The organism is Bdellovibrio sp. HCB-110 (assembly GCF_047323225.1).
Taxonomy (GTDB): domain Bacteria; phylum Bdellovibrionota; class Bdellovibrionia; order Bdellovibrionales; family Bdellovibrionaceae; genus Bdellovibrio.
The window spans coordinates 3,447,139-3,471,356 of the sequence record NZ_CP178750.1 but is presented as its reverse complement, the minus strand read 5'-3'; the positions used below and the strand labels follow the sequence as shown (position 1 = coordinate 3,471,356).

Annotated in this window: 25 protein-coding genes; 12 read left to right on the top strand and 13 right to left on the bottom strand. The window is 44.9% G+C overall.

The features are described 5' to 3' along the window. Positions 1-57: 57 nt before the first annotated feature. Positions 58-561, top strand: a complete 504-nt coding sequence (locus ACL934_RS16475; RefSeq protein ID WP_374075313.1) for a hypothetical protein — start codon at positions 58-60, stop codon at positions 559-561. 19 nt (positions 562-580) lie between these two features. On the opposite strand, the gene ACL934_RS16470 is transcribed toward ACL934_RS16475, so the two are convergent. The 4 genes from ACL934_RS16470 to ACL934_RS16455 form a co-directional block, all read right to left on the bottom strand. After that, on the bottom strand, positions 581-1,531 hold the full coding sequence (locus ACL934_RS16470) for a hypothetical protein (protein ID WP_413613500.1): 951 nt from the start codon (positions 1,529-1,531) through the stop codon (positions 581-583). Next, on the bottom strand, positions 1,516-2,151 hold the full coding sequence (locus tag ACL934_RS16465; RefSeq protein ID WP_413612613.1) for an FG-GAP repeat protein: 636 nt from the start codon (positions 2,149-2,151) through the stop codon (positions 1,516-1,518). Before ACL934_RS16465 ends, ACL934_RS16470 begins: the two co-directional genes overlap by 16 nt. A gap of 212 nt (positions 2,152-2,363) precedes the next feature. After that, on the bottom strand, positions 2,364-3,434 hold the full coding sequence (locus ACL934_RS16460) for a branched-chain amino acid aminotransferase (protein ID WP_413612612.1): 1,071 nt from the start codon (positions 3,432-3,434) through the stop codon (positions 2,364-2,366). Positions 3,435-3,555: 121 nt separating this feature from the next. Further along, a complete protein-coding gene (locus ACL934_RS16455; RefSeq protein ID WP_374075308.1) occupies positions 3,556-5,361 on the bottom strand; it encodes a protein-disulfide reductase DsbD family protein in 1,806 nt (601 codons plus the stop codon). Positions 5,362-5,465: 104 nt separating this feature from the next. Here ACL934_RS16455 and motA point away from each other — a divergent pair, with 104 nt between their 5' ends. Continuing rightward, positions 5,466-6,332, top strand: coding sequence for a flagellar motor stator protein MotA (gene motA, locus ACL934_RS16450; RefSeq protein WP_374075305.1), 867 nt, complete (start codon positions 5,466-5,468; stop codon positions 6,330-6,332). A gap of 54 nt (positions 6,333-6,386) precedes the next feature. After that, positions 6,387-7,346, top strand: a complete 960-nt coding sequence (locus tag ACL934_RS16445) for a flagellar motor protein MotB (protein WP_374075303.1) — start codon at positions 6,387-6,389, stop codon at positions 7,344-7,346. Here ACL934_RS16445 and ACL934_RS16440 read toward each other — a convergent pair. Continuing rightward, on the bottom strand, positions 7,318-8,016 hold the full coding sequence (locus tag ACL934_RS16440) for a TorF family putative porin (RefSeq protein WP_413612611.1): 699 nt from the start codon (positions 8,014-8,016) through the stop codon (positions 7,318-7,320). The genes ACL934_RS16445 and ACL934_RS16440 overlap by 29 nt on opposite strands. 137 nt (positions 8,017-8,153) lie before the next feature. Here ACL934_RS16440 and ACL934_RS16435 point away from each other — a divergent pair, with 137 nt between their 5' ends. Together ACL934_RS16435 and ACL934_RS16430 are read left to right on the top strand one after the other, a co-directional pair. Further along, the gene (locus ACL934_RS16435; protein WP_413612610.1) at positions 8,154-8,981 is read left to right on the top strand and encodes an exonuclease domain-containing protein; all 828 of its coding nucleotides are present in this window, start codon (positions 8,154-8,156) and stop codon (positions 8,979-8,981) included. 303 nt (positions 8,982-9,284) lie between these two features. Further along, on the top strand, positions 9,285-10,844 hold the full coding sequence (locus tag ACL934_RS16430; protein ID WP_413612609.1) for a methyl-accepting chemotaxis protein: 1,560 nt from the start codon (positions 9,285-9,287) through the stop codon (positions 10,842-10,844). Positions 10,845-10,892: 48 nt separating this feature from the next. On the opposite strand, the gene ACL934_RS16425 is transcribed toward ACL934_RS16430, so the two are convergent. Both ACL934_RS16425 and ACL934_RS16420 read right to left on the bottom strand, forming a co-directional pair. Then, positions 10,893-11,537, bottom strand: coding sequence for a hypothetical protein (locus ACL934_RS16425; protein WP_374075296.1), 645 nt, complete (start codon positions 11,535-11,537; stop codon positions 10,893-10,895). Positions 11,538-11,665: 128 nt separating this feature from the next. Beyond that, a complete protein-coding gene (locus ACL934_RS16420) occupies positions 11,666-12,598 on the bottom strand; it encodes a signal peptidase II (RefSeq protein WP_374075294.1) in 933 nt (310 codons plus the stop codon). A gap of 105 nt (positions 12,599-12,703) precedes the next feature. Here ACL934_RS16420 and dacB point away from each other — a divergent pair, with 105 nt between their 5' ends. Next, entirely contained in the window at positions 12,704-14,134 is a 1,431-nt protein-coding gene (gene dacB, locus ACL934_RS16415; RefSeq protein WP_413612608.1) for a D-alanyl-D-alanine carboxypeptidase/D-alanyl-D-alanine-endopeptidase, read from the top strand. A 31-nt stretch (positions 14,135-14,165) separates the two neighbouring features. After that, positions 14,166-15,356, top strand: a complete 1,191-nt coding sequence (locus tag ACL934_RS16410; protein ID WP_374075289.1) for a lytic transglycosylase domain-containing protein — start codon at positions 14,166-14,168, stop codon at positions 15,354-15,356. Here the strand turns inward: ACL934_RS16410 and ACL934_RS16405 are convergent. The 4 genes from ACL934_RS16405 to ACL934_RS16390 form a co-directional block, all read right to left on the bottom strand. Next, entirely contained in the window at positions 15,349-15,948 is a 600-nt protein-coding gene (locus ACL934_RS16405) for a TetR/AcrR family transcriptional regulator (protein WP_413612607.1), read from the bottom strand. The genes ACL934_RS16410 and ACL934_RS16405 overlap by 8 nt on opposite strands. Continuing rightward, a complete protein-coding gene (locus tag ACL934_RS16400) occupies positions 15,949-16,392 on the bottom strand; it encodes a hypothetical protein (RefSeq protein ID WP_374075285.1) in 444 nt (147 codons plus the stop codon). A gap of 157 nt (positions 16,393-16,549) precedes the next feature. Further along, a complete protein-coding gene (locus ACL934_RS16395; protein ID WP_413612606.1) occupies positions 16,550-17,239 on the bottom strand; it encodes a TetR/AcrR family transcriptional regulator in 690 nt (229 codons plus the stop codon). 149 nt (positions 17,240-17,388) lie between these two features. Beyond that, complete coding sequence (locus ACL934_RS16390) at positions 17,389-17,847, bottom strand: hypothetical protein (RefSeq protein WP_374075282.1); 459 nt, start codon at positions 17,845-17,847, stop codon at positions 17,389-17,391. A gap of 223 nt (positions 17,848-18,070) precedes the next feature. Here ACL934_RS16390 and nirK point away from each other — a divergent pair, with 223 nt between their 5' ends. From nirK to ACL934_RS16370, 4 genes are all read left to right on the top strand, one after another. After that, positions 18,071-19,492 (top strand): copper-containing nitrite reductase, encoded by a 1,422-nt coding sequence (gene nirK / locus ACL934_RS16385; RefSeq protein WP_374075280.1) that lies wholly within the window; start codon positions 18,071-18,073, stop codon positions 19,490-19,492. Positions 19,493-19,577: 85 nt separating this feature from the next. After that, a complete protein-coding gene (locus ACL934_RS16380) occupies positions 19,578-20,261 on the top strand; it encodes a formylglycine-generating enzyme family protein (protein ID WP_374075278.1) in 684 nt (227 codons plus the stop codon). Positions 20,262-20,263: 2 nt separating this feature from the next. Further along, complete coding sequence (locus tag ACL934_RS16375; RefSeq protein ID WP_374075276.1) at positions 20,264-20,866, top strand: SCO family protein; 603 nt, start codon at positions 20,264-20,266, stop codon at positions 20,864-20,866. Between the two features lie 63 nt (positions 20,867-20,929). Next, positions 20,930-21,190 carry a DUF2249 domain-containing protein gene (locus ACL934_RS16370; RefSeq protein WP_374075274.1) on the top strand — a complete coding sequence of 87 codons (261 nt, stop codon included), beginning with the start codon at positions 20,930-20,932 and terminating at the stop codon, positions 21,188-21,190. Here ACL934_RS16370 and ACL934_RS16365 read toward each other — a convergent pair. Beyond that, positions 21,187-21,702, bottom strand: coding sequence for a hypothetical protein (locus ACL934_RS16365; protein ID WP_374075272.1), 516 nt, complete (start codon positions 21,700-21,702; stop codon positions 21,187-21,189). The two genes, ACL934_RS16370 and ACL934_RS16365, sit on opposite strands and share 4 nt — an antisense overlap. Continuing rightward, positions 21,635-22,375: a Crp/Fnr family transcriptional regulator gene (locus tag ACL934_RS16360; RefSeq protein WP_374075270.1), complete on the bottom strand. Its 741-nt coding sequence runs from the start codon at positions 22,373-22,375 to the stop codon at positions 21,635-21,637. The genes ACL934_RS16365 and ACL934_RS16360 overlap by 68 nt, the downstream gene beginning before the upstream one ends. Positions 22,376-22,524: 149 nt before the next feature. Here ACL934_RS16360 and ACL934_RS16355 point away from each other — a divergent pair, with 149 nt between their 5' ends. Then, a complete protein-coding gene (locus tag ACL934_RS16355; RefSeq protein WP_413612605.1) occupies positions 22,525-24,210 on the top strand; it encodes a pyridoxal phosphate-dependent decarboxylase family protein in 1,686 nt (561 codons plus the stop codon). Positions 24,211-24,218 lie beyond the last annotated feature (8 nt).

Below are 24,218 nucleotides of genomic sequence, written 5' to 3'. Positions count from 1 at the left end.
TCCAGAGAAAATATGATAGGAAATGCAGAATTTTTGGAAGTCCTAGGAGGGGCGCACATGAACAAAGAATTGAATCCGGAACTATTTGGGGAAAAGAAAGTCGCTAAAAGTTCTCTGTTGGAAAGCCAGGCAAATCTAGGCACAACTGGTAACAACTATTTGAACACAGATCGCCAGATTTTTGAACTCAAAGCCCAAAATCAGGCTTTGGCGGATCAATTAAACAAGGTTGTCGGCACTGTGAATGAGCTGATCAAAACTTCGAACATCAAATTTGAAAAACAAAGCCATCTTTTAAGCCGTCTTGAGCAAAGCCACAATGGACTTGCAACAGAAGCCGGTCAAAAAATCACCCAACTTGCTCAACGTGTGAACGAGCGCAAAAGTCTGGATCTCAAAGTTCAGGAAATGGTCGATCGTCACAATAACGTGATCAAAAGTTTTGAAGTGCGCATGAACCACTTGCAAAAACTTTTGGCTGAAAAAGAGGCGCAAATGATTTCTGCGCAAGCCGCTTTGAATGAAGCGAAAATGGAAATCGCACGTTTGAAGCGCCTGTAACCTAGACAGGCGTTTCCACTTATTCTGAGAGATCATAAATCCAAACGGCTCCGGCTTCGCTTGAAGGAGAACTGCCGTTTTCATCGAAGTCATGAAAGGGAGCTCCAATGACAGCCGTGGTTCCCGAGAGAGTGACCGTAGCTCCGAAGGAGTCACCGGCCGTACGTCCATTGGTGCCATTGCCCGCTAATTTTTTTCCAAAACTCCATACGTTCGATGATCTTGAGAAGGTGTAAGCTGCGCCTGCTTCTGTTTTGGAGTTATCACCATTTTCATCAGAGTCTTGCCAATAGGCACCGACGACAATCGTATCTCCTGATAGAGAGACGCTGCTTCCAAATTGATCGGTGTCCATGCGTCCGTTGTTACCACTGCCTACTAATTTTTGTTGCAGACTCCAGACGTTCGCAGACCTTGTGAAGACATAGGCCGCTCCGGCATTCATAACGGCATTGTCACCGTTTTCATCGTAGTCCTGCTTGATTGCACCCACAACAAGCGAATCTCCAGAGAGAGAAATGCTAGTTCCAAACTCATCACTGGCCATGCGTCCGTTGGTGCCGCCACCCACTAGTTTTTGTTGCAGACTCCAGACGTTCAAAGATCTTGTGAAAACGAATACGGCTCCGGCACTTGCAGCAGAGTTGGCGCCATTTTCATCGTAGTCTTGACTGGAGGCCCCGATGGCAATGGTTTCACTTGATATAGCCACACTGGTTCCGAAGTAATCGTTGACGACGCGTCCGTTGGTACCGCTGCCAGCTAATTTTTGTTGGAGACTCCAAACGTTTGATGATCTTGTAAAGACAAATGCGGCTCCGGCACTGCCAACTAGATTGGCTCCATTTTCGTCGTATCCTTGATAGGGAACACCGACGACCAGAGTTTCTCCGGATATAGCGACACTTCTTCCAAACTGATCGGAGAGCTTGCGCCCGTTGGTTCCGCTGCCGACTAGTTTTTGTTGCAGACTCCAAACGTTCGATGATCTTGTAAAGACAAACAGGCGGCTCCGGCGTTTGTTACAGGGTTTGCGCCATTTTCATCATAGTCATGTTGAGTCGCACTCACGGCGATGGTGTCTCCCGAGATTGCGACTCTGTATCCAAACCAATCCAATGAGTCACGTCCATTGAGACTGCTACCAACTAATTTTTGCTGTAGACTCCAAATTCCCGAGGTTCTCGTAAAGACAAAGGCAGCGCCCGCACTTGAGACGAAGTTTGCTCCATTTTCATCGTATCCTTGTTGAGGTGCACCCACGACGATAGTATTTCCAGAAATAGCCACACTGTATCCAAAGACATCGCCGATGCTCCGGCCGTTTGTGCCAATGCCTACTAACTTTTGCTGTAAGACCCAGGTTCCACCACTACGGATATAAACGAAAGCGGCGCCAGCCTGAGTGACTGAGTTTGCGCCGGATGCATCTGTGCTATCGCTGGGAGCTCCGACCACAAGTGTATTGCCATCTTCTGAAAATGCGACGGACGAGCCATAGGTTGCATAAATTGATCCGCGAGTGGATGTCTCATTTCCTACGAGTTTTTGTATGTGACTGGTCGGGGAGGAGGGACTTGTCGGAAGCAAGAGCGAGTCTAAATGTGCTAAGTCTGCTTCCAAAGAGCAGCCGCACAGAAATATACTAAGAAGTAACGTACCTAAGTCTTTTCCCACCCATAACTAATCGGAAACAGATTCGGATTTCTAAAAAGACAGTCTATATTTTGTGTTCGGCCAGAAGACTTTATAGAATACAGTGGCTCAATCAGAGACACATCGTGAAGTCTTCTGTAGCGATATTAAGATATATGATAGAGCCAGTTGTTCGTATCCGGCTTAACACCTTGCTGGATGCCCGTCAGTTCTTCGTAAAGATAAGAAGCCACGGGACCTATTTCGCCGTTGTTTACCGTAATCTTCCAATCTTTAGCTGCCAGTTCACCTACCGGGCTGATGACAGCCGCAGTGCCTGTACCGAAGATTTCTTTTAAGCGTCCTGTTTTCTCACCTTCACGAACTTCATTGATGCTGATTTTTCTTTCTGTGATGTTCTTATTTTGTTTTTTCAAAAGAGTGACGATGGAGTTTCTTGTGCCGCCGCCTAAGATTGTTCCACCTAAAGCGGGTGTCACGATTTCATCTTCAAATACAAAGAACACATTCATTGTGCCGACTTCTTCAACGTACTCGCGGTTCACATCTAGCCACAGGACTTGCGCGTAAGAATTCTTCTTCGCATTGAGTGCCGCTTTAAGACTTGCAGCATAGTTTGCCGCCGCTTTGGTCGCGCCAAGTCCGCCAGGAGCTGCGCGAACCAATTCTTCTTCAACCCAAATTTTTACCGGCTTGTTGTCGTTCCCATAGTAAGAACCCACTGGAGAAAGAATCGTGAAGAACAAATATTCATCGGCAGGGCGCACACCCAAGAAAGCTTCCGTTCCAATCAAAGTGGGACGAATGTAAAGAGAGCTGCCTTTTTCACGAGGAATCCATTCCTTATCTACTTTGATCAACTCGCTGATCCCTTGTAAGAAAAGTTCTTTCGGCGGAGCTTGCATGCACAGGCGTTCTGCTCCGTCCACCATGCGTTGCCAATTGAACTCAGGACGAAACATCACACATTTTCCGTCTTCGTGCGCAAAAGCTTTCATGCCTTCAAAGAGGGCTTGTCCATAGTGCAGAACACTGGCACCTGGATCCAGAGGCAATGGTTGATAAGGCGTGATCTTGGCGTCATACCAGCCTTTTTTTGTCGAATAGAAAGCCGTGAACATGTGATCCGTAAAAAAACGCCCGAATCCGAGAGAATCCGCAGAAGGTTTTTGTTTAGGCGCAGACGTACGTTCGATCGAAATATTTTGTGTGCTCATACCTTCTATTAAACACGGGGGACGGTGTGGCGCAAGTCACACTTCAGCAGTAGTAAGATTTGCATAATATAATGTTGAGAAATCACATTTGTATGTGAATTAATTTTGAAAAAAAAGGAGCCTATTGAGCTCCTTTTTCCATTCTTTTTAAGAAGGCATCCGGCTTTTCAAATTGAGTCAGTGTCAGAGCGTCAATCCATACCCCGTGAGGATTGATAAAGACCACTGTGGGAAGACCTTGAATATTATATTTCTTTTTTAGACTCCGAAGCTCTTCGGACTCTTTCGTTGCATCAAACTTAAGAAGAACAAAACCCTCAGCCATGGAACGTACACGAGCATCCGTGAATGTCTGTTCCTCAAGTTCGTGACAGGCAGCACACCAGTCCGCCCAGAAATCAATAATAACGGGCTTTTGATCCTTAGCCGCTTGCGTGAGAGCTGCTTCAGAATAAGGTTGCCAGTTCATTTTCTTAATCTGATTTAACGAATTGCCAGCCATCATGTTTCCACGGATCACTGGACGTAAATCAAAGACCGCCACAACCACAGAACCGATGCCGACAATCAGCACCGCTTGCATGAGGCCTTTTTGAATATGCTTAAGGGCAGAGCCACCTTTGGCAGAAAGAAAAGCACCATAAACACTGGCCAAAATAATCAATCCCAATCCCAAGGCCGCATCAAACCAGCGAGCGGGGAGCAGAAGATCCAAGTAATAATAAAACGCACTGAGCATCAGTGTGCCCAGAATAAATTTAAATGAATTCATCCATGCACCGGAGCGAGGCAAGGCTTTGACTAATTGATTGGAAAGTCCCAAGGCGATGAAAATCAAACCCAAACCGAGGGCGTAAACGAAGAGATATAAAAATCCCATCATCTTATTTTGCGTGGAAGCGACATAAGTCAAAATCGCAACCAGCACAGGTCCTACACAAGGGCTTGCGACAATTCCGGCAAAAAGACCAGTCAGGTAGGCACCACCCAGTCCCTGTTTCTGTTTTCCTGTTCCTAAGCGATTGCGAATAAACGCGGGAACTTGCAACTCGTAAAGACCGTACATGCTTAGTGCCATCGCGAGGAAGATAATGCAGACAACACTCAAGACATAAGGATTTCCCAGCGTTGCACCAAAGACGCCACCGCTAGAGGCCGCAAGAAGTCCCAAAAGTGAATAGGTCGTCGCAATTCCCAATACATAAATGCAGCTTGTGATGAAATTCATCAAACGACTGCGCTCGTTGGAATGATTTCCTAAAACGGCCAGAGTGATCGGAATCATCGGGAAAATACACGGAGTAAAACTTGTAAAGATCCCCGCCAAAAACACAAACAAAAGACCTGTGAACATTCCCGTACCCAGGTATTTATTAAAGTTCGCGGTATCAAAGAAGGAAGAGGGATTCGCAACAATCTCTTCCTGCATTTTTTCAACGCGAGGCTCGCCTTCGACCATCGTCACCATGATGGGAACTTCGATCAGCTTCGTTGTTGGAAACAGACAGAATTGGTCCGAGCACGCTTGATACGTGAGCTCCAATTTCATTTTGTCGTGTTTTTTCAAAAATCGTGAAGGCGCTTCGATATGAGCCGTTAATGTCGCTGTTTTTTCAACTCCGGTGCGCTCTTTCTTAGAAAATTTGTCGTACCACTTTTTTAGTGGTTCAATTTTAAAGGGAGCCACTTGAAATCCATCGGGCTCTAAAATAACCACGCTGAATTTATCTTCATAAGCGTGATATCCCTCAGGAAGTTTCATCTTGATCTCAAGACTGCCGCCTTGGCCTGGACTCCATTCATAGGGCAGGATCTTGGTTTCAGCAAACAAAGGGTCTGTATCATCAGGATTGGCAACCGCCCAAGACTTAGGACTGGCGCAGAAAAGAAATGCAAATACCAAAATGTACTTCAAGCTGAATTTCATACCTTTTCCTCTTAGTCCCACTCTCGACTATGGGCAAGTTTATTCGGCAATGACTCAATATTAACACACTTCACTCCGATAGAGAAACTGAGAGGTCATATCATATGGGTTTTGTAGGTATAATCGTAGTATTTGTGATGGTGTTCGGCGGCTTCCTGTTAGCCGGTGGTCACATGTCCGTGATTCTCAAAGCAGCGCCATTAGAGTTGATGATTATCGGGGGAGCGGCACTTGGAGCATACATCATTGCCAACCCAATGAAGATCATCAAAGCCGGATTTAAACTCAGCATCAAGGCAATGACGGCTAAAGGCCCTCAAAAGCAAGATTATGTCGAGCTTTTGCAAATGATGTTTCAGCTTTTCCAAGCATTCAGAAAAGAAGGACCTCAAGGAATCGAGAAACACATCGAAGAACCGGATAAGAGTGACATCTTCAAAGCTTACCCAAGCTTTATGCACAATCACCACGCCGTTCATTTTCTTTGCGACACAATGAAAATCACACTTTCTGCGGAGATGTCTCCGTATGATGTTGATGATCTTTTGGATGCAGATATTAAAGCGATCCACGCCGAAGAACATTTGGCTCAGCATGCGGTTCAAGCCGCGGCAGATGGTTTCCCGGGTTTGGGTATCGTTGCCGCCGTTCTTGGTATCGTAAAAACGATGGGTCACTTGACGGAAGGGGTTGAGAAGATCGGTTCTCTCGTTGCCGGCGCCCTGGTCGGAACGATGTTAGGGGTTTTCGGTGCCTACGGTTTGATTGGTCCGACAGCCACGAAAATGGGAGCGGATATCGAAGCGGAAGGTCGTTACTTGCAATGTATTAAAGCAGCGATGATCGCGTTGCAAAGAGGCGCGCCTCCGATCGTGTGTGTCGAGTACGCTCGTCGTACGATCATGCCTGAAGAGCGTCCTTCATTTGACGAAATCGACAAGGCGACAAAAGAAATTAAGAAAGCAGCGTAACGCCCACGGCGAGGATGTGGAGCGGGCTCGGCCCGCGGAACTGGACTTAATTAAATGGCTGAAAAGAAACAGACAATCGTCATCAAAAAAATTATCGTCTCTGGCGGCGGTCACCACGGGGGTTCCTGGAAGGTGGCCTTGGCCGACTTTATGACGGCATTGATGGCCTTCTTCCTCGTGATGTGGCTCTTGGGTCAATCTGAAGAGACGAAGAAAGCGGTGTCGGATTATTTCTCAACGCCATCCGTAATTGAATACAATTTCCAAAACTTCGGTGCGGAATTAACTCTGGAAAAACTTTTCTTGGATATCTTGAATGAGCCATTAAAAGCCTTCCAAAGTTTCATGGAGCCTGCTGATAAAACTCCAAATCTTTTGGATATGGGATCAGCAAAAGTGGTCGCGGCGTATTTGGCAGATCAAATGAATGATGTGGCGAAAAACGTGGTTGTGACTCCTGAAGGTTATGACTTTGATATTCCAGATTACATGCTTTTTGAAAGAGGCACGGCGCAACCCAATGCCAATTTCGTGAAGGTCATGGATAAAATCAAAGGTGTGACTTCCGGCCTTAAAGACGCGGACATCAAAATCACTTCGGGGCTTTTTGTTCAAGCAGTTCCGGATGGCAGTGTGATGTCGGCAAATAAAGTGGCATCAGAAAGATTTGATATCGTTCGCAATAAGATTTTGGCATCTCTTGAAAGTAATTCCGTCACGGTGGTTGGCGGTATTAACGTAAAAGAAAAGCGCGGTGAGATTGATCCTGCGAAATTGATTGGTTTTGTTAGAGTGAAGATCGCGCAAAAAGAACTGACTTCCGACGGTCGCAAGCCGCGCAAGCTAGATACGTTGTTCGGTCCATCTCGTGTGGATATGTCTGTGTATGACAACTTTGTGAATCAAATCAGCAACCGCAAAAAAGCGGAAGCACCTAAAGATTTGAAACAGCAAGTGGATCAAGATCTGAAAGAGGAGACGGGAATCACAACTCCGTCGATGCAGACAGAATAAAGAAGAAATCCCCAGCACCATTAAATTGGGAGCTTTCGCTAGTCCCCGTGAGGGCTCCTTCAACAAAGATCACTCCCCATTTAGTTCCAAGTCCCGTGCGCGCATCAAAGTAAGGATTTATAGCGTCGACGTCAGGCGTGTTGTAACCTGCTTCGTTATCCCATTTCCAAGAACCGAAAACGGTTGTGACTTTTCCAAAGGCATAACGAGAAGAGCGGCTTTCCGTTCCTTCCCAATTGCTGTTGTTGTCATAAAGAATGCGGTAGTCGCCGAAATGAAAATGACCGCCAAGCAAATCACCGTTGTGCTCGCCGCCGTTGTAGTATTGGCTTTTTGCATATGTGATAATCAGGTGAGTCGATGAAGAAAACGAAACTTTGATATCGGCATTCATGCGCAGATTAAAATGATCGTCGCTGTTTTCAAAGTTTGTGTTTGAACCCCAAAGTCCTAAGCGGAATTGCGGGCCGAAGTTAAACCAGAAAGAACCTTGCAGCGCTGGTGACTTGTCTGACTGAGAAAGCCCGTACTCCACATAGTGGGAAAGAAGACTCACATCTCCCGACAATTGGAAGGTCGGCGACGTGTTGCCCTCGGCGGCAAAAGCTCTCAAAGACGAAATAAGAATAATGATAAAAGCAATGTATCTTCGCATAGATAGTCGCTTCATTGTGACCTATCCGTTCGTGAAAAACAAAGATTTCGCGGGGAGGGTTCGCGTGGAACTGGACCAAAAGCCCAGATCGTTGTAAGTTGCGGCTTGCGCCGCAGGATGTGTAGCGTAGCGAAACTGGACTTAGTGAAAACATGAATTTAGATCTGCCCTTAAATGAATACTCTTACGTCGCTTTTGATACTGAAACCAGTGGAGCTTACCCCGTCGGTTTTGACGTCGTCGAGTTTGGCGCCGTGAAGTGGTATAAGGGGCAAGAGATCGCACGCATGCAGTTTTTGCTGAAGCCTCGGGAGTTGATGAGCGATTTTATTATCGGTATTCACGGCATCACCAATGACATGGTTAAAGATGCGCCTCCGATGTCTGAAAAAGTGCAAGAGATCCATGATTTCTTTAAAGACTCTGTTGTGATGGCTCATCACGCTCCTTTTGATATGGGTTTTATGTCCATTGATTTTGAAAAAGCGCGATTGCCTTTACCGGTAGAGCCGGCACTTTGCACAAGCCTGCTTTCGCGAAAATGGATTCATGGGGTTGAGAACCACAAACTGCAAACTTTGGTGAAGCATATGTTGCTGGAAGGTGGGCAAGCCCACCGCGCTTATGACGATGCGAAAGCGTGTTTGCAAGTGGGCCTTGCTTGTTTTCAAAAAATGGGTGAGCAAACGACATTGGCTCAAGCGATTAAAAGTCAGGGGAAGAATCTTTGGTGGAAAGATTATTCTTTGATGTTTTCTTCGGATGCTCACATCAAAGCCATGATCGAAGCGATCAATAATAAAAAAGATATCGACATGGTTTATCAAGGCGGTTCTGCAAAAGGTGAAACTCGTCGACTCACTCCGATTGGTATCGTGAGAAATCCCGACGGAGATTATCTGCAAGCCTTCTGTCACAAAGATCAAACTGCAAAACGATATTATCTCAATCGCATAAGCGATGTTGCCGTCGTATTTTAGGCGAAGTTCGCTCTGGATTTATTTTTAAAGGTCCTGTCTGCACGAAGTGCGTCCGAAATTTCAAGAAGATTGAAGCATCGAAAGAGAAATAAAAAACAAATTGAAGTTTTGCTCTTAAGTTCTAAAAGTTTCGTCCGAAATTGGTTAGGTAAAATTTGTTTATAAAATAGTTCTTACGCTGTGCGAGTCCGCACGGCTTTTTATTTATTTTGTTTTTGTAAATGACGTCCGTGGAGGGGCGAAGGTTTTCTATTGTCTAAAAATTTAAATATTAATTTTTGAGAATTCATAATGGAGGTGTAAATGAAAAAGCGAAGTCTCAATTTCAAATTGGCATTGGTGATGGGGATCCTGATTCTGGGTTCCGTTGTCATCGCGGGTATTGGGCTTAGTCGAATGGAAATGATCAACACGACATTGGATCGTATTGTGAAGGAAAGAAGCGCCAGGGTTTCTTTAGTGAAAGATATTCAGTCAATCTTTTATTTGCAGCTCTCGAATATACGAAGCTACATTTTAGAAGAATCTCCAGAGGGCATGGAGAAAATTGAGAAGCTCATGAGTAATCGAAACGATGAAATGTTAAAAAAGATTGATGGTCTTTCTGATATTTCAACGGAAGTTGGCAAAGCAGAAATGGCCAAGTTTCGTGAAACTTACCAAGCATGGTGGGCCGTGACAAACGACGTGCGTAAGATCGCGCAAACGAATGACGATAAAAGATCTATGGCCCTTCTTATAGAAAAGGGAAATCCTTTAAGAATTACAGGCGAAGAAATTGTCGATTCCACAGTGGATCGCAATGAAAAAGCCATGATCAAAGATGCGGAAGATGCTGCAAATGACTACCAACATGCACGTACGCTGATGCTTTTGGTAAGTGGCGTGGCAATTCTTTTAGGTGTTTCGTTTGCGTGGTTTGTCTTGGCTTCGCTCAGTAAGTCGGTCAATGGTGTGATCGAAAATCTAACGAGTGCTTCTGATCAGGTTTCAAGTGCGGCTCAGCAGATTGCATCTTCTTCGGAAGAATTATCACAGGCGACAACAGAGCAGGCTTCTTCGTTGGAAGAAACTGTGGCGACAATCGAAGAACTTTCATCTATGGTGAAAGTGAATTCGGAAAACGCCAGCCAAGCGGCACAGTTGTCCAACGAAACTAGCGAAATCGCGGGGCGTGGGGAACAAGAGATTCGTGCCTTGGTTTCATCCATGGGCGAAATCTCTCATGACTCTAAAAAGATTGCTGACATTATCAACGTGATTGACGATATCGCCTTCCAAACAAATCTTCTGGCTTTGAATGCCGCTGTTGAAGCAGCGCGTGCCGGAGAACAAGGAAAAGGATTCGCCGTTGTGGCTGAAGCGGTTCGCAGTTTGGCACAAAGAAGTTCTTCTGCGGCGAAAGATATTACAGAGCTGATTAAAACAAGCGTTGAGAGAATTGAAAACGGAAGTCAGCAAGCCGAGCGCAGTGGTGCCGTCCTTGTTGATATCGTGGCAGCCGTAAAAAAAGTGACACAAATCAATAACGAGATTGCGTCTGCGAGCACGGAACAGGCTAATGGAATTACGCAAATTAGCAAGGCTATGAATCAATTGGATCAAGTCACTCAAGTTAATGCCGCTTCCTCTGAAGAAGCTGCGGCGTCAGCGGAAGAACTTTCTGCTCAGGCAGATAGTATGAGTCACGTGATTTCTACTTTGGTAGAAGTAATCAAAGGACAGGGAGCTTCCCATGCAACACCGGCGCCGGTTGTTGCCTCTAAAGCTCCTGCTAGGAAAACCGTGAAGATGACAAGTGCTCCTCTTAAAGCAGCAAATTCAAGCAATGAAGATTTGCTGCCTTTAAATAGCGCAAGTTAATTTTTGGAGTGGGTACGTGATACGTGCCCACTTTTTCTTTGGGGAACATTAGGCCTTTTCAATTTGCAAAGAAAATTCCACCCATTTTATGAGTTCGCCGTTGTGACTGCGAGTTTCAATGGGACGAACCACTTGTTCTTGTTCAGAGCGGCTGAGTCTTTGCAAGATGCGATCTTGATTATTAAGATCTTCGCCGGCGAAATACATCTGTGTCGTGAGCTCCAAGTAACCAAGCTTTGTCACTTTGTAGTGAATGTGTGGGGGGCGATCCCATCCGCGAGCGGCCGGGTAAGATCCAGGTTTGATTGTTTTAAAAGTGTAGCGCCCATTTTTATCCGTGATGGCTTTTCCCCAGTATTGGAAATTTTCATCTAAAGCCGCTGATGTATTTGGATCACTCGGGTGATTGTATCTTCCAGTGACACAAGCTTGCCAAATTTCCACCAAGGCTCCGGCAACAGGCACGCAATTTTCGTCGCGAACTTCGCCGCCAACCCAAACAATTTCACCCAGGGCTGTTTTTCTCTTGCCCTTTAATTGCGTTAAATCCCAGTCTTTATCCGGTTGATCTTCGATAGGATAAAAAGGTCCTTCTGTTTGCGGAGGAGTTAATTTGCAAACCTCAGCGGCCCGAGCCACTCCGGCGACCATCAAAGATCCAACGCCCATTTGTAAAAACCGTCTTCGCATCATATGTTCCCCCTTGGTTAAGAAGTAAGGGGACAATAGGACTATCCGGGTTATTAAGATAATTGATTCAATTTAGGTTTATTATTAAGAAAAACTATGACGGGAACTGCTGGTTGTGAACCAGCAGAGAGTTAATTTTCTTCTTCGGAATATTCGATCACTTGAACTGTGCGTTCTTTTTTAATTTGATTGAGGCGCTCGTTGACCTGCTCGGCCAGCTCTTCCAGATGTTTAAACTCATCTCCGGCACGCAGTTTCAAAGGAGAAGATGTTCCATCCAAAGATGTTTTGAGGAACCGTTCAAAGGCATAAAGAGGACCCGCGATTCTGTGTGAAATCACACGTCCGACGGCGAACAAGATCGCGCAAAATGCCACACAGATAATCACGAACGTAATGACATAGGGAACTAAGAACTTATTCACCAAGAAGGCATTGTTGCCAACCAGTTCTTGAATCGTCACACGCATGTACGTGTACGAGAATACCAAACAGATCAGCGTCAGGCTTAACCCCACGGCCATCAAAATAAAACAGTACTTCAACTGAAACGGCATATTTACCCAGTACTGTTTGCGCACGTTATTTTCCGGCCACAGAAGTTCGCCTTCACGAATGATCGCATAGACAATCAAGGCGTATCCCACCCATTGCAAAGCATCGGCTACGTTAAATGCGGGACTTGAAAGGGATGGAGTTCCAACCACGATAAAGTCGACGACATAACCCCAGACAATACGATCCGTCACATTTCCGATAATTCCGCCAATAAGGATCGAAAGACCCGAACGCAAAGTCAGTGACTTAATGGGGAGAAGATACTGAATCAAGGCATAGGTGCATAGTAAAAATGCGCCGCCAGTAGAAAGAGACACGATACGCAAAACAGAAGGAAGATCTGAAAACAGACCTAACATCGCACCGTGATTGTGATGCAGAACGAAGTGGACCGGACCAAAGGATTTCAACTGAGTGATTCCCGTTGCCCAGATTTTGGTGATGCGGTCCAAAGACCACGTCGCCAACAGAGGAAGAATCACGATAAGCCATTCACGTTTTTTCATGAACTTCAGTCTAACAATTCACTCTGGTTCTTGCGAAGGAAAACTATAACATTTAGTATGGGCTAGACTAACTGGACTTAGTCCTAACACAGGGAGAATTGAATCGTGAAGTTTGTTGTTGCCATCATCTTGTTTTTCTCTCTTGCCACCCATGCCCAAACCTCTGAAGAAAATAGATTCGCTGACGTGGAAAAAGAATTTGTAGCTCTTGCTAAAAAGTACGGCGTTCAGACAGCGGATCTGGGGGTTTACGCCACTGTGGGCGAGGGTAAAGATATGAAAGTTCTTCTGAATGTAAACGAAAAAAGGACGATGATTCCTGCGTCGATTTCAAAGGTGGCAACGGCTTCGGCGGTCTTGGCCCATTTTCCTCCGGGACATAAATTTAAAACTCAGTTGTTAGGCACTGTGGACCCTAAAAGCAGTGTGTTGAAGGGGAATCTGTATCTCAAAGGCGGTGGAGACCCTTCGTTTGTCTCTGAAAACATGTGGTTTTTAGTGAACGCGTTCACGCGCACGGGGATTAAAAAGATCGAAGGGGATATCATTGTGGATGACTCTCTTTTCGATAAAGTTCGTTACGACGTCAGTCGCCAAAAAGAGCGTGTGGACCGTGCTTACGATGCTCCGTCAGGGGCCATGAGTTTTAACTGGAACTCAGTGAATATTTTTGTGCGCTCCAATGGCAAAGGCAATGGGGCTGAAGTCTTCATTGATCCAGAAAATGAATACATCCGTCTGGTCAATAAGGCGAAAACAGTGGCGGGTTCAGACAATAAACTTCTCGCCGATCGCCAAGAGGATAAAAAGTTTGATGGCGATGTTATTCATGTCGGTGGTTCCATTGGCCAGGGGCTTAAAGAAGTAGTGATATTTAAGAACATCACGCAACCAGACCTTTGGTCAGGTTACAATTTGAAGTCATTTTTGGCGCAAAGAGGAATTCAACTCACCGGTTCCATCAAGAATGGTGTCACACCAGAGAAGGCCGATGTGCTGGCTGAATCCGAGAGCAAAGCCATCGAACAAGTTGTGGCTGACATGAACAAGTTTTCCAACAACTACGTGGCCGAGATGCTGACAAAAAATTTGGGAGCGGTGAAAAAAACAAAGGGCGCAAGCCTGGCTGATGGAGTGCAAGTTATCAATGAGCATATGCAAAGTTTGGGAGTTCCCGCAGATCAATATCGCTTAGACTCGCCGTCAGGTTTGACGCGCGAAAATAAAATGTCGTCTTTCGCGATGTGGAAGGTATTGCAGCATTTACGAGATGATTTTCAGGTCCAGCCAGAGTTCCTCACATCCTTGCCCATCGCGGGTGTTGATGGCACGCTCAAAAAGCGAATGAAGAACTCCAAAGCAGAACGTTGGGTGCGTGCAAAAACGGGATTCTTGACGAACGTCGTTTCCCTGGCTGGTTACGCAGGTATTGAAGATGGACACGTGATCACATTTTCATTTATTTACAACGGGTCTACAGATGAGGCGAAGGTTCGCGCGTTTTTTGATAATTTACTTATCTATCTAGTAAAATAAGCCGATGAAGTGTCTGGAAGGTGAACGTTACATGAAGAAAATCACTGTCTCAATTTTATACGCGGGTCTTTTGATTTCTCCAGTGGCTCTGGCGCAGAACGATCTTGCTACACAAGTCGTTCCTCAAGTTCTTGGTCGCAGCCCTGAAGAAAGTCGTCCTTGGCGTGCTCCGGTATTTAAAGATCAAACATCGGCATTGGGCTATAAAGAAGACGCTTTCGCCGTTCCGCAGGGAATGGAAAAGAAAGTTCAATTCTGGATTGATATCTATACAAAATATTCCACAACTCAGGGCGTGATTCACGATGCTGAGAATGTGGAGCAAGTGTATGAAGTTGTCGACCTGACAGGTTTGACAACAGAGCGTGAGAAACAAAAGAAAGTCGATGAAGTAAAAAACATCATCGGTCTTAAGCTCACGAAAGAAGAAAAAGACCGTTTGCGTTTTCAGTTAGGTCAAAAAGATCGCATGCAAGACGCCATCTTCTATTCGGGCCGTTATATTGAAGACATGGAGAAAATATTCCGTGACGCCAATATGCCGATTGAGTTGACGCGTTTGGCTTTCGTGGAAAGTTCTTTCAACATCATGGCAAGATCCAAGGTGGGTGCGAGTGGAATTTGGCAAATTATGCCTTACACGGCTCGTCCTTATAAAATGATTTCTCCGGTGGTGGATAAACGCAATCATCCGTTGGAAGCGACAAAGCTTGCTGCAAAACTTTTGCGCCAAAATTATAATATGTTGGAGTCCTGGCCTTTGGCTGTTACAGGCTACAATCATGGTCCCACAGGCGTTATGAAAATGACCAAGAGCTATGAAACACGTGAATTGGGCGAGTTAGTTCAAAACGTGAAATCCCGTAAGAGCTTTGGTTTTGCTTCCAGAAACTTCTATGCAAGTTTCTTGGCTGCACTTGAAGTGGAAAAGAATGCAGGAAAGTATTTTGGCTCAGTCGTTTGGTCAAAACCTTTCAACGCTCAAGACTTAAAACTTCCGGTTTCTGTAAAGTACAAAGAAATCGTGAGCTGGTTTGACGGTGACGATGAAAAAGCTCAAATGTACAACCCTCATTTGACTTATAAGGCGAGAAAAGGAACTCCGATTCCAGCTCATACAGTAATCGCAGTCCCTAAAGACAAATACAATATCGCTCTTATTTCTTTGGCGAGAAAAGATAGAACCGTCGCCATGGATGATAACAAAAAGAACGCTAGATAGGTTTTGCACCTATTAAAGCTAAGACATTTTCACAGACTCTATGTTGACGCTCCTTTAAACTTTCAGTTTTAGGAGCGTTTATTATTTCCATCATTTCACCCAGCAAAAGGTTGTTAATCACAAGGGCTGTGCGCTTAGGGTCTTTTACGTACCATAGTTTTTCGTTATTCCCCTGTTCTAAATAGTCTTCCAGGCGCTTCAAGCGCACTTTGGTGATGTCGCGCCGAATTTTGTGAATATGGGGAATCTGTGTAGCATAAAAATGCAGTGATAAAAACGCATACGTGAAGGGAGAGCCCTTCACGCACCATTCTAAGTTCTTAGAGAGATTGAAAACCAGTGATTCTTGAGCATTGGAATTTGCGGGTTGAGTAGCATTGAAAAATTCTCGCCCTTTTTCCGCCCCCAGCAAAATCGCGGCTCCCAGAAGGTCGTCGCGATCTTTGAAGTACTTGTAGAGGGCCGCTTGGGTGATACCCACTTTGTCAGCAATATCCTGAAAGGGAACGTTGTGGGCCCCCTTTTCAGAATACAAGGTGAGGGCTTGGACAAGAATATTCTCTTTGGTTCTTTGGCCTTTGCTTAAACTCACTTAGTTCCTTTCGCAGATAAGAGATCCGCCAGTCCCGTACGCCACTTCGTCTTTAGTTGCAGGAATCGCTTCGATGTTCCAAGCAAGGCCCAGAGTGCTCATGCCAGCATCATACTTGCGGAAGCTAACTTCAACAGGGCGACCTACTTTGTTTTTTGTCGCATAGTAAGCGTAATAGTAGTTCAGTGTGCGACGAGCCGGCGCTTCCGTGAGAGGAAGAAACTGAAGCGTTTCACCTTGATTGAGGTTCCAGTTGGCCGGTGATTCATTCGTGTTTTTTAGGATTGTCATAACGACTTGGGATGGGCTCAAGGTCACATCGGCAATCAGATACGCGTCTTCCAGAGTGCGAGCGGTTTTGTTGTAGCAAGTATAGTGATAAGTCGTTTCTGCTTGGGCTGCCAAAGATAAAAGAAGAGTCATTGTAATAGTGATGAGTTTCATAAATAGCTCCTTGTTAATGGGGCTTTTCTATTTCTTTTATCTCATGAAAGCCATTTAAAAGTTATAAATTATAACTTTTTCCAAGTCACCATTAGAAATAAAAAGGGGCCTCCATGAATGGAAGCCCCTTCGCAGAACAGTAACGGAGTACAAAGATTTAGATAAAGTCGCCTTTTGCGCGAGTGGCAGCAGAAGCTCCGACGGTGGCCGTGGCTACTGGTGTATCTAGATCTAAATATTTAAAGAACAATTGAGTGATCTCATTCACAATGGCTTGATCGTGGATCGCCTCGGGTTTATCAATCGACATTGTGTTCACAAGTCCGATAAAGGCGTTCACAACAAGGTAAGAAACCTTATCCATGTCACGGCCCGGGATCTGTGGAAGGTTGTAGCGAACCACTTCTTGGAAGAAGCGAATGGATTCAGAGATATAAGCAGCGTCCGCCACGTAGTACTGAATTGTTGTCAACTTCGCACGAAGATCTGAATTGCGGCGGATGGTCTCAACCGCAAGTTCAATCATCGCCTTCACACGCTGTTCAGGAGGAAGGGGAGAGATCGGGCGCATTTTTTCGCTGATCAAACGTTTATCTTCTTCGATGATGTTTTTTACGACAGCTTGAACAACGGATTCTTTATTTCCGAAGAATTGATAAAGAGAACCGATGCTCACACCAGCTTCTTTAGCAATTTTATCCGTAGTGATTGAATAGAACCCTTCAGAAATCAACAAGCGAGAACAGGCATCTAAGATGGTCGCGACTGTTTGACGAGAACGTTCTTGAGTTGGAGCTTTTACAATAATCTTAGTCTTTTTCGCTTTTTCTTCCATAGATTGAGTCATGATAAGAGATATCCCTTTCTGCGGATTTTTTCCGAGTCCTATGAGGACAGAATAGGGACCATTGATAGCAACGGCAAGTCTGGTTTTTTGCAAATTTGTAATAAATTACTCTAAGGTCTAGAATGCGAGCGAGTTTTGATTATCAAAAACTACTGCAGTTCTGAAGAGCAATATTGATCTGCTCTCTGTGCATTCGCAGGATAGCTCATGCTCTCCGCGATTTTTTTGCACTGTTTTGCAGTGATAGTTTTGTTGAAGCGACGAAGACATTCCCAACGAGCTTCATCTCCAGAGTCAGGATACTCCATTGATTTTGAAATCGCAAAACACTCTTTCAAAGTTGGGCGAAGATCGTAAAGACAAACCAAGCGAGCATCTTCCGCGTTCGTTGAATACTCCATCGACTTTGCGACATTCAAACACTGACTAACATTGATTTGGGATTTTTTTTGCTTCAAGCACTTCAAACGCAAATCATCGCGTTGATCCATCGCCAGGCGATGGGACTTCGCAGAGACTTGGCAAAGCCCTTGGGCATAGCCCGTCACTGCAGAGAAAGTGCAAAGAAAAAGGACCGCTAACATCAGCTTGTGAATACGTGTGCTCATCGACGGCATTAGAATGCAAAAAAGGGACTTTGTAAGCCCCCTTTTTATTTGTTTTTAGGCAGCTGGACCTGTCTAACTTTGAAACACCAACCCAAAAGAGTCCCCTTTTTCTCCACCCCCGGAATGGATTTATATCCTCCAAGTGGCAAAGTTGACGACCGTCATATTGTGACCCGAGGATTTATCTTAGGATTTAGACAGGGTCATCATCAAGGAGACTGATATGAAGTGTTTAACTCGAAAAAAGCCTCTTGTAGTTTTAGCGGCTTGTCTATTAGCGATTTCTGCCTACGCGGAAGAAAAGATCAAAGGTGAGGAGGTGGCTGTGCTCACAGACGCCCCTGAAGTTCCGCCTCCTATTACTCGTAAACATGCGACAAAAGTCATTGTGAATCTTGAAACCAAAGAAGTAAAGATGCGCCTGACTGACGGTGTGGATTACACTTTCTGGACATTTGGTGGAAAAGTTCCAGGTAAATTTATTCGCATTCGTGAAGGGGACCATGTGGAGTTCCACCTTCACAATCATCCTTCCAGCAAATTGCCCCACAATATCGACCTGCATGCGGTGACTGGACAAGGCGGGGGAGCGGAAGGTTCATTCACAGCTCCGGGCCACAGCTCGACTTTCAATTTTAAAGCATTGAATCCAGGGCTCTATGTCTATCACTGTGCGACGGCTCCTGTCGGTATGCATATCGCTAACGGGATGTACGGTTTGATTTTGGTGGAGCCTAAAGAAGGTTTACCTAAAGTCGATCGTGAATTCTATGTGATGCAGAGTGAGTTCTATACTAAAGGAAAATACGGAGCCGCAGGCCTTCAACCATTTAGCATGACGAAGGCCGTTGAAGAAAAACCGGACTACGTGGTCTTTAACGGAAATGTCGGAGCCTTGGTTGGTGATAAAGCGATGAAAGCAAAAACAGGCGAGACTGTGCGTCTTTTCGTCGGTAATGGTGGACCTAATCTTGTTTCTTCATTTCATGTGATCGGTGAGATCTTCGATAAAGTTTATGTCGAAGGCGGAAAGCTTGTGAATGAGAACGTGCAAACGACTTTAGTTCCGGCAGGTGGTTCAGCGATCGTCGATTTTAAATTGCAAACTACTGGAACTTTTATCTTGGTCGACCATTCTATTTTCCGCGCCTTTAATAAAGGGGCATTGGGAATGCTCAAAGTGGAAGGCGAGGCCGATAAAGAGGTTTATTCCGGAAAAACAGAAGACGGGATTTATCTTCCAGAAGGTGGTGTTATTCAGGAGATTGGCGAAAAAGCTCCAATTCCGGTTCCGGCTAAATCCATCGAGGAAAGTATTGCGCGTGGTAAACGCATTTATGAATCTTCGTGTTTTGCCTGCCATCAAACTAATGGTCAAGGCTTGCCAGGAGCTTTTCCTCCATTGGCAAAATCGGACTTCTTGAATAATAATAAGAACAAAGCGATCTCTGCGGTTGTTCACGGCCTTGATGGAAAAATCACTGTGAATGGAAAAGAGTTCAACTCGATCATGCCGGCACAAATCCTTTCTGATGAAGAAATCGCCAACGTTCTAAACTATGTTTACAATGCATGGGGCAACTCTAAGAAAAAAGTAACTCCTGAAGAAGTTAAAGAGGTTCGCGCCTCGGGAAAAGTAAAATAGGTTTTATATGAAATATCCCAAGAAACTTCTGATTAAACTCGTTATATTTTTTGGGATATTTTCGTCCGGCTCTATTTGGGGGGAGATGATTCTACTCCCTTCGGGCTCTTTCAAAATGCCCGCTCTTCTGGATAAAACTCCGCGTAAGATTCCAAAGTTTTACATTGATCAGCATCCTGTTACCAATGTGGAATACCTGGAATTCGTTCGAAGCTATCCTGAATGGCGAAAATCCAAAGTGAAAAAAATTTTTGCTGATAACAACTATCTGGAATATTGGGTGGGGGATCTGCAATTTGGTGACGCCGCTATAAAGACCTCACCTGTTGTCCGAGTCAGTTGGTATGCCGCCCGCGCTTACTGTGACAGTCAAGGAAAACGATTGGCGACTATCGATGAGTGGGAATACGCTGCACAACTTCCTTTTAAGGACAAAAGTGATCTCAAGAGTGTCATATTGGAGTGGTATGGAAAAAGTGCTGACTGGCCCCTGCCTTCCGTTATGAAGAATGTCCCAAATTCAAAAGATGTCTATGATTTGCATGGTTTGATTTGGGAGTGGGTAGAAGATTTTAATTCTTCCATGGTGACCGGAGAATCAAGAGCGGATTCTGCTCTAGATAGAAATTTATTTTGCGGGGGAGGCGCTGCCTCTGCCGCAGACCCTGCCGATTACGCCGCGTTTATGCGCTATGCATTTCGCAGCAGTTTGCAGGCTAAATACACAGTCAGAAATTTGGGATTTCGCTGTGTGAAAGACAAGGAGTGATTGTGATTTTTTTGAAAAGTGTCTTTTTAATTTTCGTTTCGATACTCACTGTTGCGGCTGGATCTCAGGAACACCATCATCACCACGAAACAAAAACAGAAGCTGATGATTCCGTTAAACTCAGTGAAGATTCCATTTATAATTTAAAATCGGAGCTTTTGGACTCTGCAGGGAAAAAGGTTTCGTTGGATTCTTTGAAAGGACGGCCGGTAGTAATTTCTATGGCCTATACAAGCTGTGCATACGCTTGTCCCCTGATCATTGCGCAGATGCAGCAGTTGGAAAAGGCACTGGATGCTCAAGGTAAAAAGAGCGCACGTTTCGTTTTGGTGAGTTTTGATCCAAAAAAAGACACTCCGGATGTTCTCAAGGAATATTCTGACAAAAGGAAATTGAGTTCGCGTTGGAGTCTTTATACTTCTGCTTCGGATAAAAGTCCGCGGGAGATCGCAAGCGTTCTGGGAATTAAGTATAAGAAAATTGAGGGTGGTGATTACGATCATTCGTTTATCATCACAGTCTTGGATTCAGATGGAGTTGTTCAGGGGCGCCAGATAGGCGCAGATAAAGATCCCAAAGAACTTGCTAAATTTATTAAGAATTGACCCGGATCAATGTTTTTATTGCGGGGATTTCCTAGTCTGTATTCCAGAAGAAGGAGATTCCTTATGACTGATTTTATTATCGAGGCCCAAAAGATTCCAGCGCCAGAGAGACATGCGTTCATCTTTCAAAGCTTTGACAATTTGGAAGGCGGCGAAAGTCTGATCATCGTCAATACTCACGATCCAATCCCATTGCTTCGTCAGTTCAACGATCTCAAAGGCGGTGAGTTCAAGCACGAGTACCTGGAGCAGGGGCCCTCAACGTGGAAGCTTAAAATTACTAAAAAGAAAAAAGAAGGTTGTTGCGGTTTTTGTGGAGACTAAATAAGAACCCTTCGGCACATGATAAAGAGGCAATTGTCCTCTTTATCAATGTGCATTTTGAGCAGACGGCAGTAGTCATCATAGAGTTTCGAAAAGTACTTGTCCGTAAGAGCCATTTCCGGATTATCTAAAATGTATAAAAGAGATTGAGCCAGTTCGGCTCCGACAACATGTTCTTCAAAGGGAATGCTTAAAGGGCTTTGTGGTTTTAGCCAAGAGGGATGAGGATATGTTTTTGCAGAGAACTTCGTCGCCAAGAAAAAATCATGTAGATGCTCACGAATCAGCTTTAAAGGGTCACAATCCAAACGAAGACCCATGAAGTAAGAGCAACGTGGGCCGCCTTGGTTCAGGCACTCTTGCTGTTCTAGAAAAGGAAAAAGCTGTTCTTCCTCTAAAGGATGATGAATTGCTTCAACATAGTGGATAAGTTCACGGACCTGCTCAGGTCGATCCAACATTTTGAGAATTATCTGATGCTGATCCTGAAGGGTATTTAAAATGTCCTTCATTGCGAACCTCCTGGAGCTTTCCTAGATCGAGAATCTCAATGTGTCTGTCGATAGTTTTAATCCAACCTTTTTTGGTCCAAACGCTTAATACTCTGATGACAGTTTCAGAGTGTGTTCCAACACGATGAGCAATGTCTTTACGGGTGATGGGAATGATAATTTGCGAATTCCCGGAATCTTTTTGACGAGACCATATTCTAATAAGGAAATCCGCGACTTTTTGCGGTACCCGGGCTTTTTCCATACAGCGGTCATTCTGAAACTCCAGAAAGCGCTCCCCGATTTGCTGATTGACCGCGCTTAGTATGCCATCCATTTTCATCAATTCTTTCAAAAAAAAATCCCGGTCAAAACGTAGAACAGCACTATCTTCATTGGCTATGGCTGAAGCCGGATATTTGGGATAAGTGAGTCCGGCCATGGCGACTCCCAAAAACTCGCCTCGTCCCAGAAAGTTCAGAATGACCGGAGTAGAGCTTGGAATCTTTCTTTGAATTTTAAATGAACCATATAAAACAATGTAAAGGTCTTTGATTGGAGTATCCTCTTTAAAAAGAACTTCGCGCTGGCGGATATAGACCACCTCGAATTGATACGATAAATTTTTAAGAATCCACTCTGGGACGTCTTTAAAGCAATCCAGGCTTTTTAATCTTTGCGTGATATCCATCATACATACCTCAACTTGAGCTTCTCTTGAAAGAGGCAGTCCCTTCTATGATCTGGATCAATATTTTCGGGAAAATAAATCCACCGGGAGGTTTGATTCTCGAATTTGAGTCACTGGTGCAAGCTGGGCGGCATGGAAAGAAAATAAATCATATGGAAAAGTGCAGATCGGAAGAAGTGGCGTTAAAGAGTCTTTTTCTGGGACCTCAGGCGGAGAATCACGAGTGGGTATCGACTCAAATCGACACCCTCTTAAAATCTTGGTTTGACTGGCGTCGCAGTTTTCGCCCTGAGGACGGAAGGGCTATTTCGGAAGACGATATGAAGACTCCGGAATATCTTCTTGTCAAGGCGCGCACTGAAAAAGTCCTGAAAGAACTGGCATCCCGATTTGAGCAAGAAATTCCTAAGTTTTCACCTCGCTACATAGGACATATGTTTTCTGAGATGTCACTACCAGCTCTTTTTGGACATATTCTAACTTTGCTTCACAATCCCAATAATATCTCCGGGGAGTCCTCAAAAGTAGGAGTGTTGATCGAGGAAGAGGCCGTTGGCGCTTTGGCGAAGATGATTGGTTTTCAAAATGGTATTGGCCATTTTACCTCCGGGGGAACGATCGCGAATTTTGAAGCCGTTTATCGCGCGCGTACTCGTTGTTTTAACTGGATGGCAGTTGGGCGGGAATGTGGCAGTCCATCCGCTTTTGAAAGTGCAGCAATGGGTTGGGTTCGTTACGAGTGGCTGCGGGACTTTGTTCAACAAACAGAAGACTTTCACCTTTGTCGCAGTCCCGTATTGCTGGTGCCGCAGCATAAACATTATTCATGGGTTAAGGCTGTGAACGTCTTTGGTTTAGGTGCGGATTCTCTGTGGTCCGTTCAAGTTAGCTCCAAGGGACATCTCGATGTGCAGGATTTAGAAAAACAGATTCTGCGCGCCCATACCGAAGACCGCCCTGTGATGATGGTGGTTTCCGTTTTAGGTACGACGGAATTGGGAATGATAGATCCCATTCATGAGGTTCAGGCTTTATTAAATCGATATCAGGAAGAGCGAGGTTGGCACTTGTGGCATCACGTCGATGCCGCTTATGGTGGTTTTTTATGCTCATTAATAGGTGACGATCCACAAGTGGCAGAAGCTCTTTCGGAAGAAAGTTTAAAAGCGATCCGGGCCGTCGGTTTAGCTACCTCAGTGACGATAGACCCTCACAAGTTAGGATACGTTCCTTATGCCTCCGGCGTTTTTTTGACGGATGACTCCAAAGATTATTATCAACAATCCTTCGGCGGACCCTATGTGGATTTTTCCGTTCAGCGCGACAAGGGGCCTTTTACACTCGAGGGTTCCAGACCGGCGACGGGCGCCGTCGCCACATGGATGACGTCTCAATGTGTGGGACTTTCTCAAGAAGGTTATGGGCAAATTATCGCTCGCACCATCCGTTTGCGAAAAGAACTTGAACGGCGTCTGACGGAAGAGACTAAAGAAGTGCGCCTGGCACCGTTTGTTGATTCCAATCTTTTAGGTTTCAACCTTGCGCGCGTGGGAGACTCTTTAAAAAAAGTGAATGAAAGAACGCTCCGTCTGTACGAATCGTTGGGATGCGATGAGAAGAGTGATTTTTATCTTTCCAAAACCGTGCTTTATTTAAAAAATTACTCCTCTTACTTCGAAGAGTTTGTGAAGACCTGGCAAGGGGAATTAGATGCGGACGAATTAGTTTTGATCCGCATCTGCATTATGAATCCTTTTTTTAAAAGTGTAGAGATGGATGTGGATTTGCAAGAGCTTTTTGTTAAGTTGGTGGCAAAGTCATCGAGGGAGCTGGAATAGAGTAAGAA

What these genes read in the sequence shown, in the direction of transcription:
- ACL934_RS16475 (WP_374075313.1), top strand. Translation starts at nt 58, where the DNA reads ATGAACAAAGAATTGAATCCGGAACTATTTGGGGAAAAGAAAGTCGCT.
- ACL934_RS16460 (WP_413612612.1), bottom strand. Translation starts at nt 3,434, where the DNA reads ATGAGCACACAAAATATTTCGATCGAACGTACGTCTGCGCCTAAACAA.
- ACL934_RS16455 (WP_374075308.1), bottom strand. Translation starts at nt 5,361, where the DNA reads ATGAAATTCAGCTTGAAGTACATTTTGGTATTTGCATTTCTTTTCTGC.
- motA (WP_374075305.1), top strand. Translation starts at nt 5,466, where the DNA reads ATGGGTTTTGTAGGTATAATCGTAGTATTTGTGATGGTGTTCGGCGGC.
- ACL934_RS16445 (WP_374075303.1), top strand. Translation starts at nt 6,387, where the DNA reads ATGGCTGAAAAGAAACAGACAATCGTCATCAAAAAAATTATCGTCTCT.
- ACL934_RS16440 (WP_413612611.1), bottom strand. Translation starts at nt 8,016, where the DNA reads ATGAAGCGACTATCTATGCGAAGATACATTGCTTTTATCATTATTCTT.
- ACL934_RS16435 (WP_413612610.1), top strand. Translation starts at nt 8,154, where the DNA reads ATGAATTTAGATCTGCCCTTAAATGAATACTCTTACGTCGCTTTTGAT.
- ACL934_RS16430 (WP_413612609.1), top strand. Translation starts at nt 9,285, where the DNA reads ATGAAAAAGCGAAGTCTCAATTTCAAATTGGCATTGGTGATGGGGATC.
- ACL934_RS16425 (WP_374075296.1), bottom strand. Translation starts at nt 11,537, where the DNA reads ATGATGCGAAGACGGTTTTTACAAATGGGCGTTGGATCTTTGATGGTC.
- ACL934_RS16420 (WP_374075294.1), bottom strand. Translation starts at nt 12,598, where the DNA reads ATGAAAAAACGTGAATGGCTTATCGTGATTCTTCCTCTGTTGGCGACG.
- ACL934_RS16410 (WP_374075289.1), top strand. Translation starts at nt 14,166, where the DNA reads ATGAAGAAAATCACTGTCTCAATTTTATACGCGGGTCTTTTGATTTCT.
- ACL934_RS16400 (WP_374075285.1), bottom strand. Translation starts at nt 16,392, where the DNA reads ATGAAACTCATCACTATTACAATGACTCTTCTTTTATCTTTGGCAGCC.
- ACL934_RS16395 (WP_413612606.1), bottom strand. Translation starts at nt 17,239, where the DNA reads ATGACTCAATCTATGGAAGAAAAAGCGAAAAAGACTAAGATTATTGTA.
- ACL934_RS16390 (WP_374075282.1), bottom strand. Translation starts at nt 17,847, where the DNA reads ATGAGCACACGTATTCACAAGCTGATGTTAGCGGTCCTTTTTCTTTGC.
- nirK (WP_374075280.1), top strand. Translation starts at nt 18,071, where the DNA reads ATGAAGTGTTTAACTCGAAAAAAGCCTCTTGTAGTTTTAGCGGCTTGT.
- ACL934_RS16380 (WP_374075278.1), top strand. Translation starts at nt 19,578, where the DNA reads ATGATTCTACTCCCTTCGGGCTCTTTCAAAATGCCCGCTCTTCTGGAT.
- ACL934_RS16370 (WP_374075274.1), top strand. Translation starts at nt 20,930, where the DNA reads ATGACTGATTTTATTATCGAGGCCCAAAAGATTCCAGCGCCAGAGAGA.
- ACL934_RS16365 (WP_374075272.1), bottom strand. Translation starts at nt 21,702, where the DNA reads ATGAAGGACATTTTAAATACCCTTCAGGATCAGCATCAGATAATTCTC.
- ACL934_RS16360 (WP_374075270.1), bottom strand. Translation starts at nt 22,375, where the DNA reads ATGATGGATATCACGCAAAGATTAAAAAGCCTGGATTGCTTTAAAGAC.
- ACL934_RS16355 (WP_413612605.1), top strand. Translation starts at nt 22,525, where the DNA reads ATGGAAAAGTGCAGATCGGAAGAAGTGGCGTTAAAGAGTCTTTTTCTG.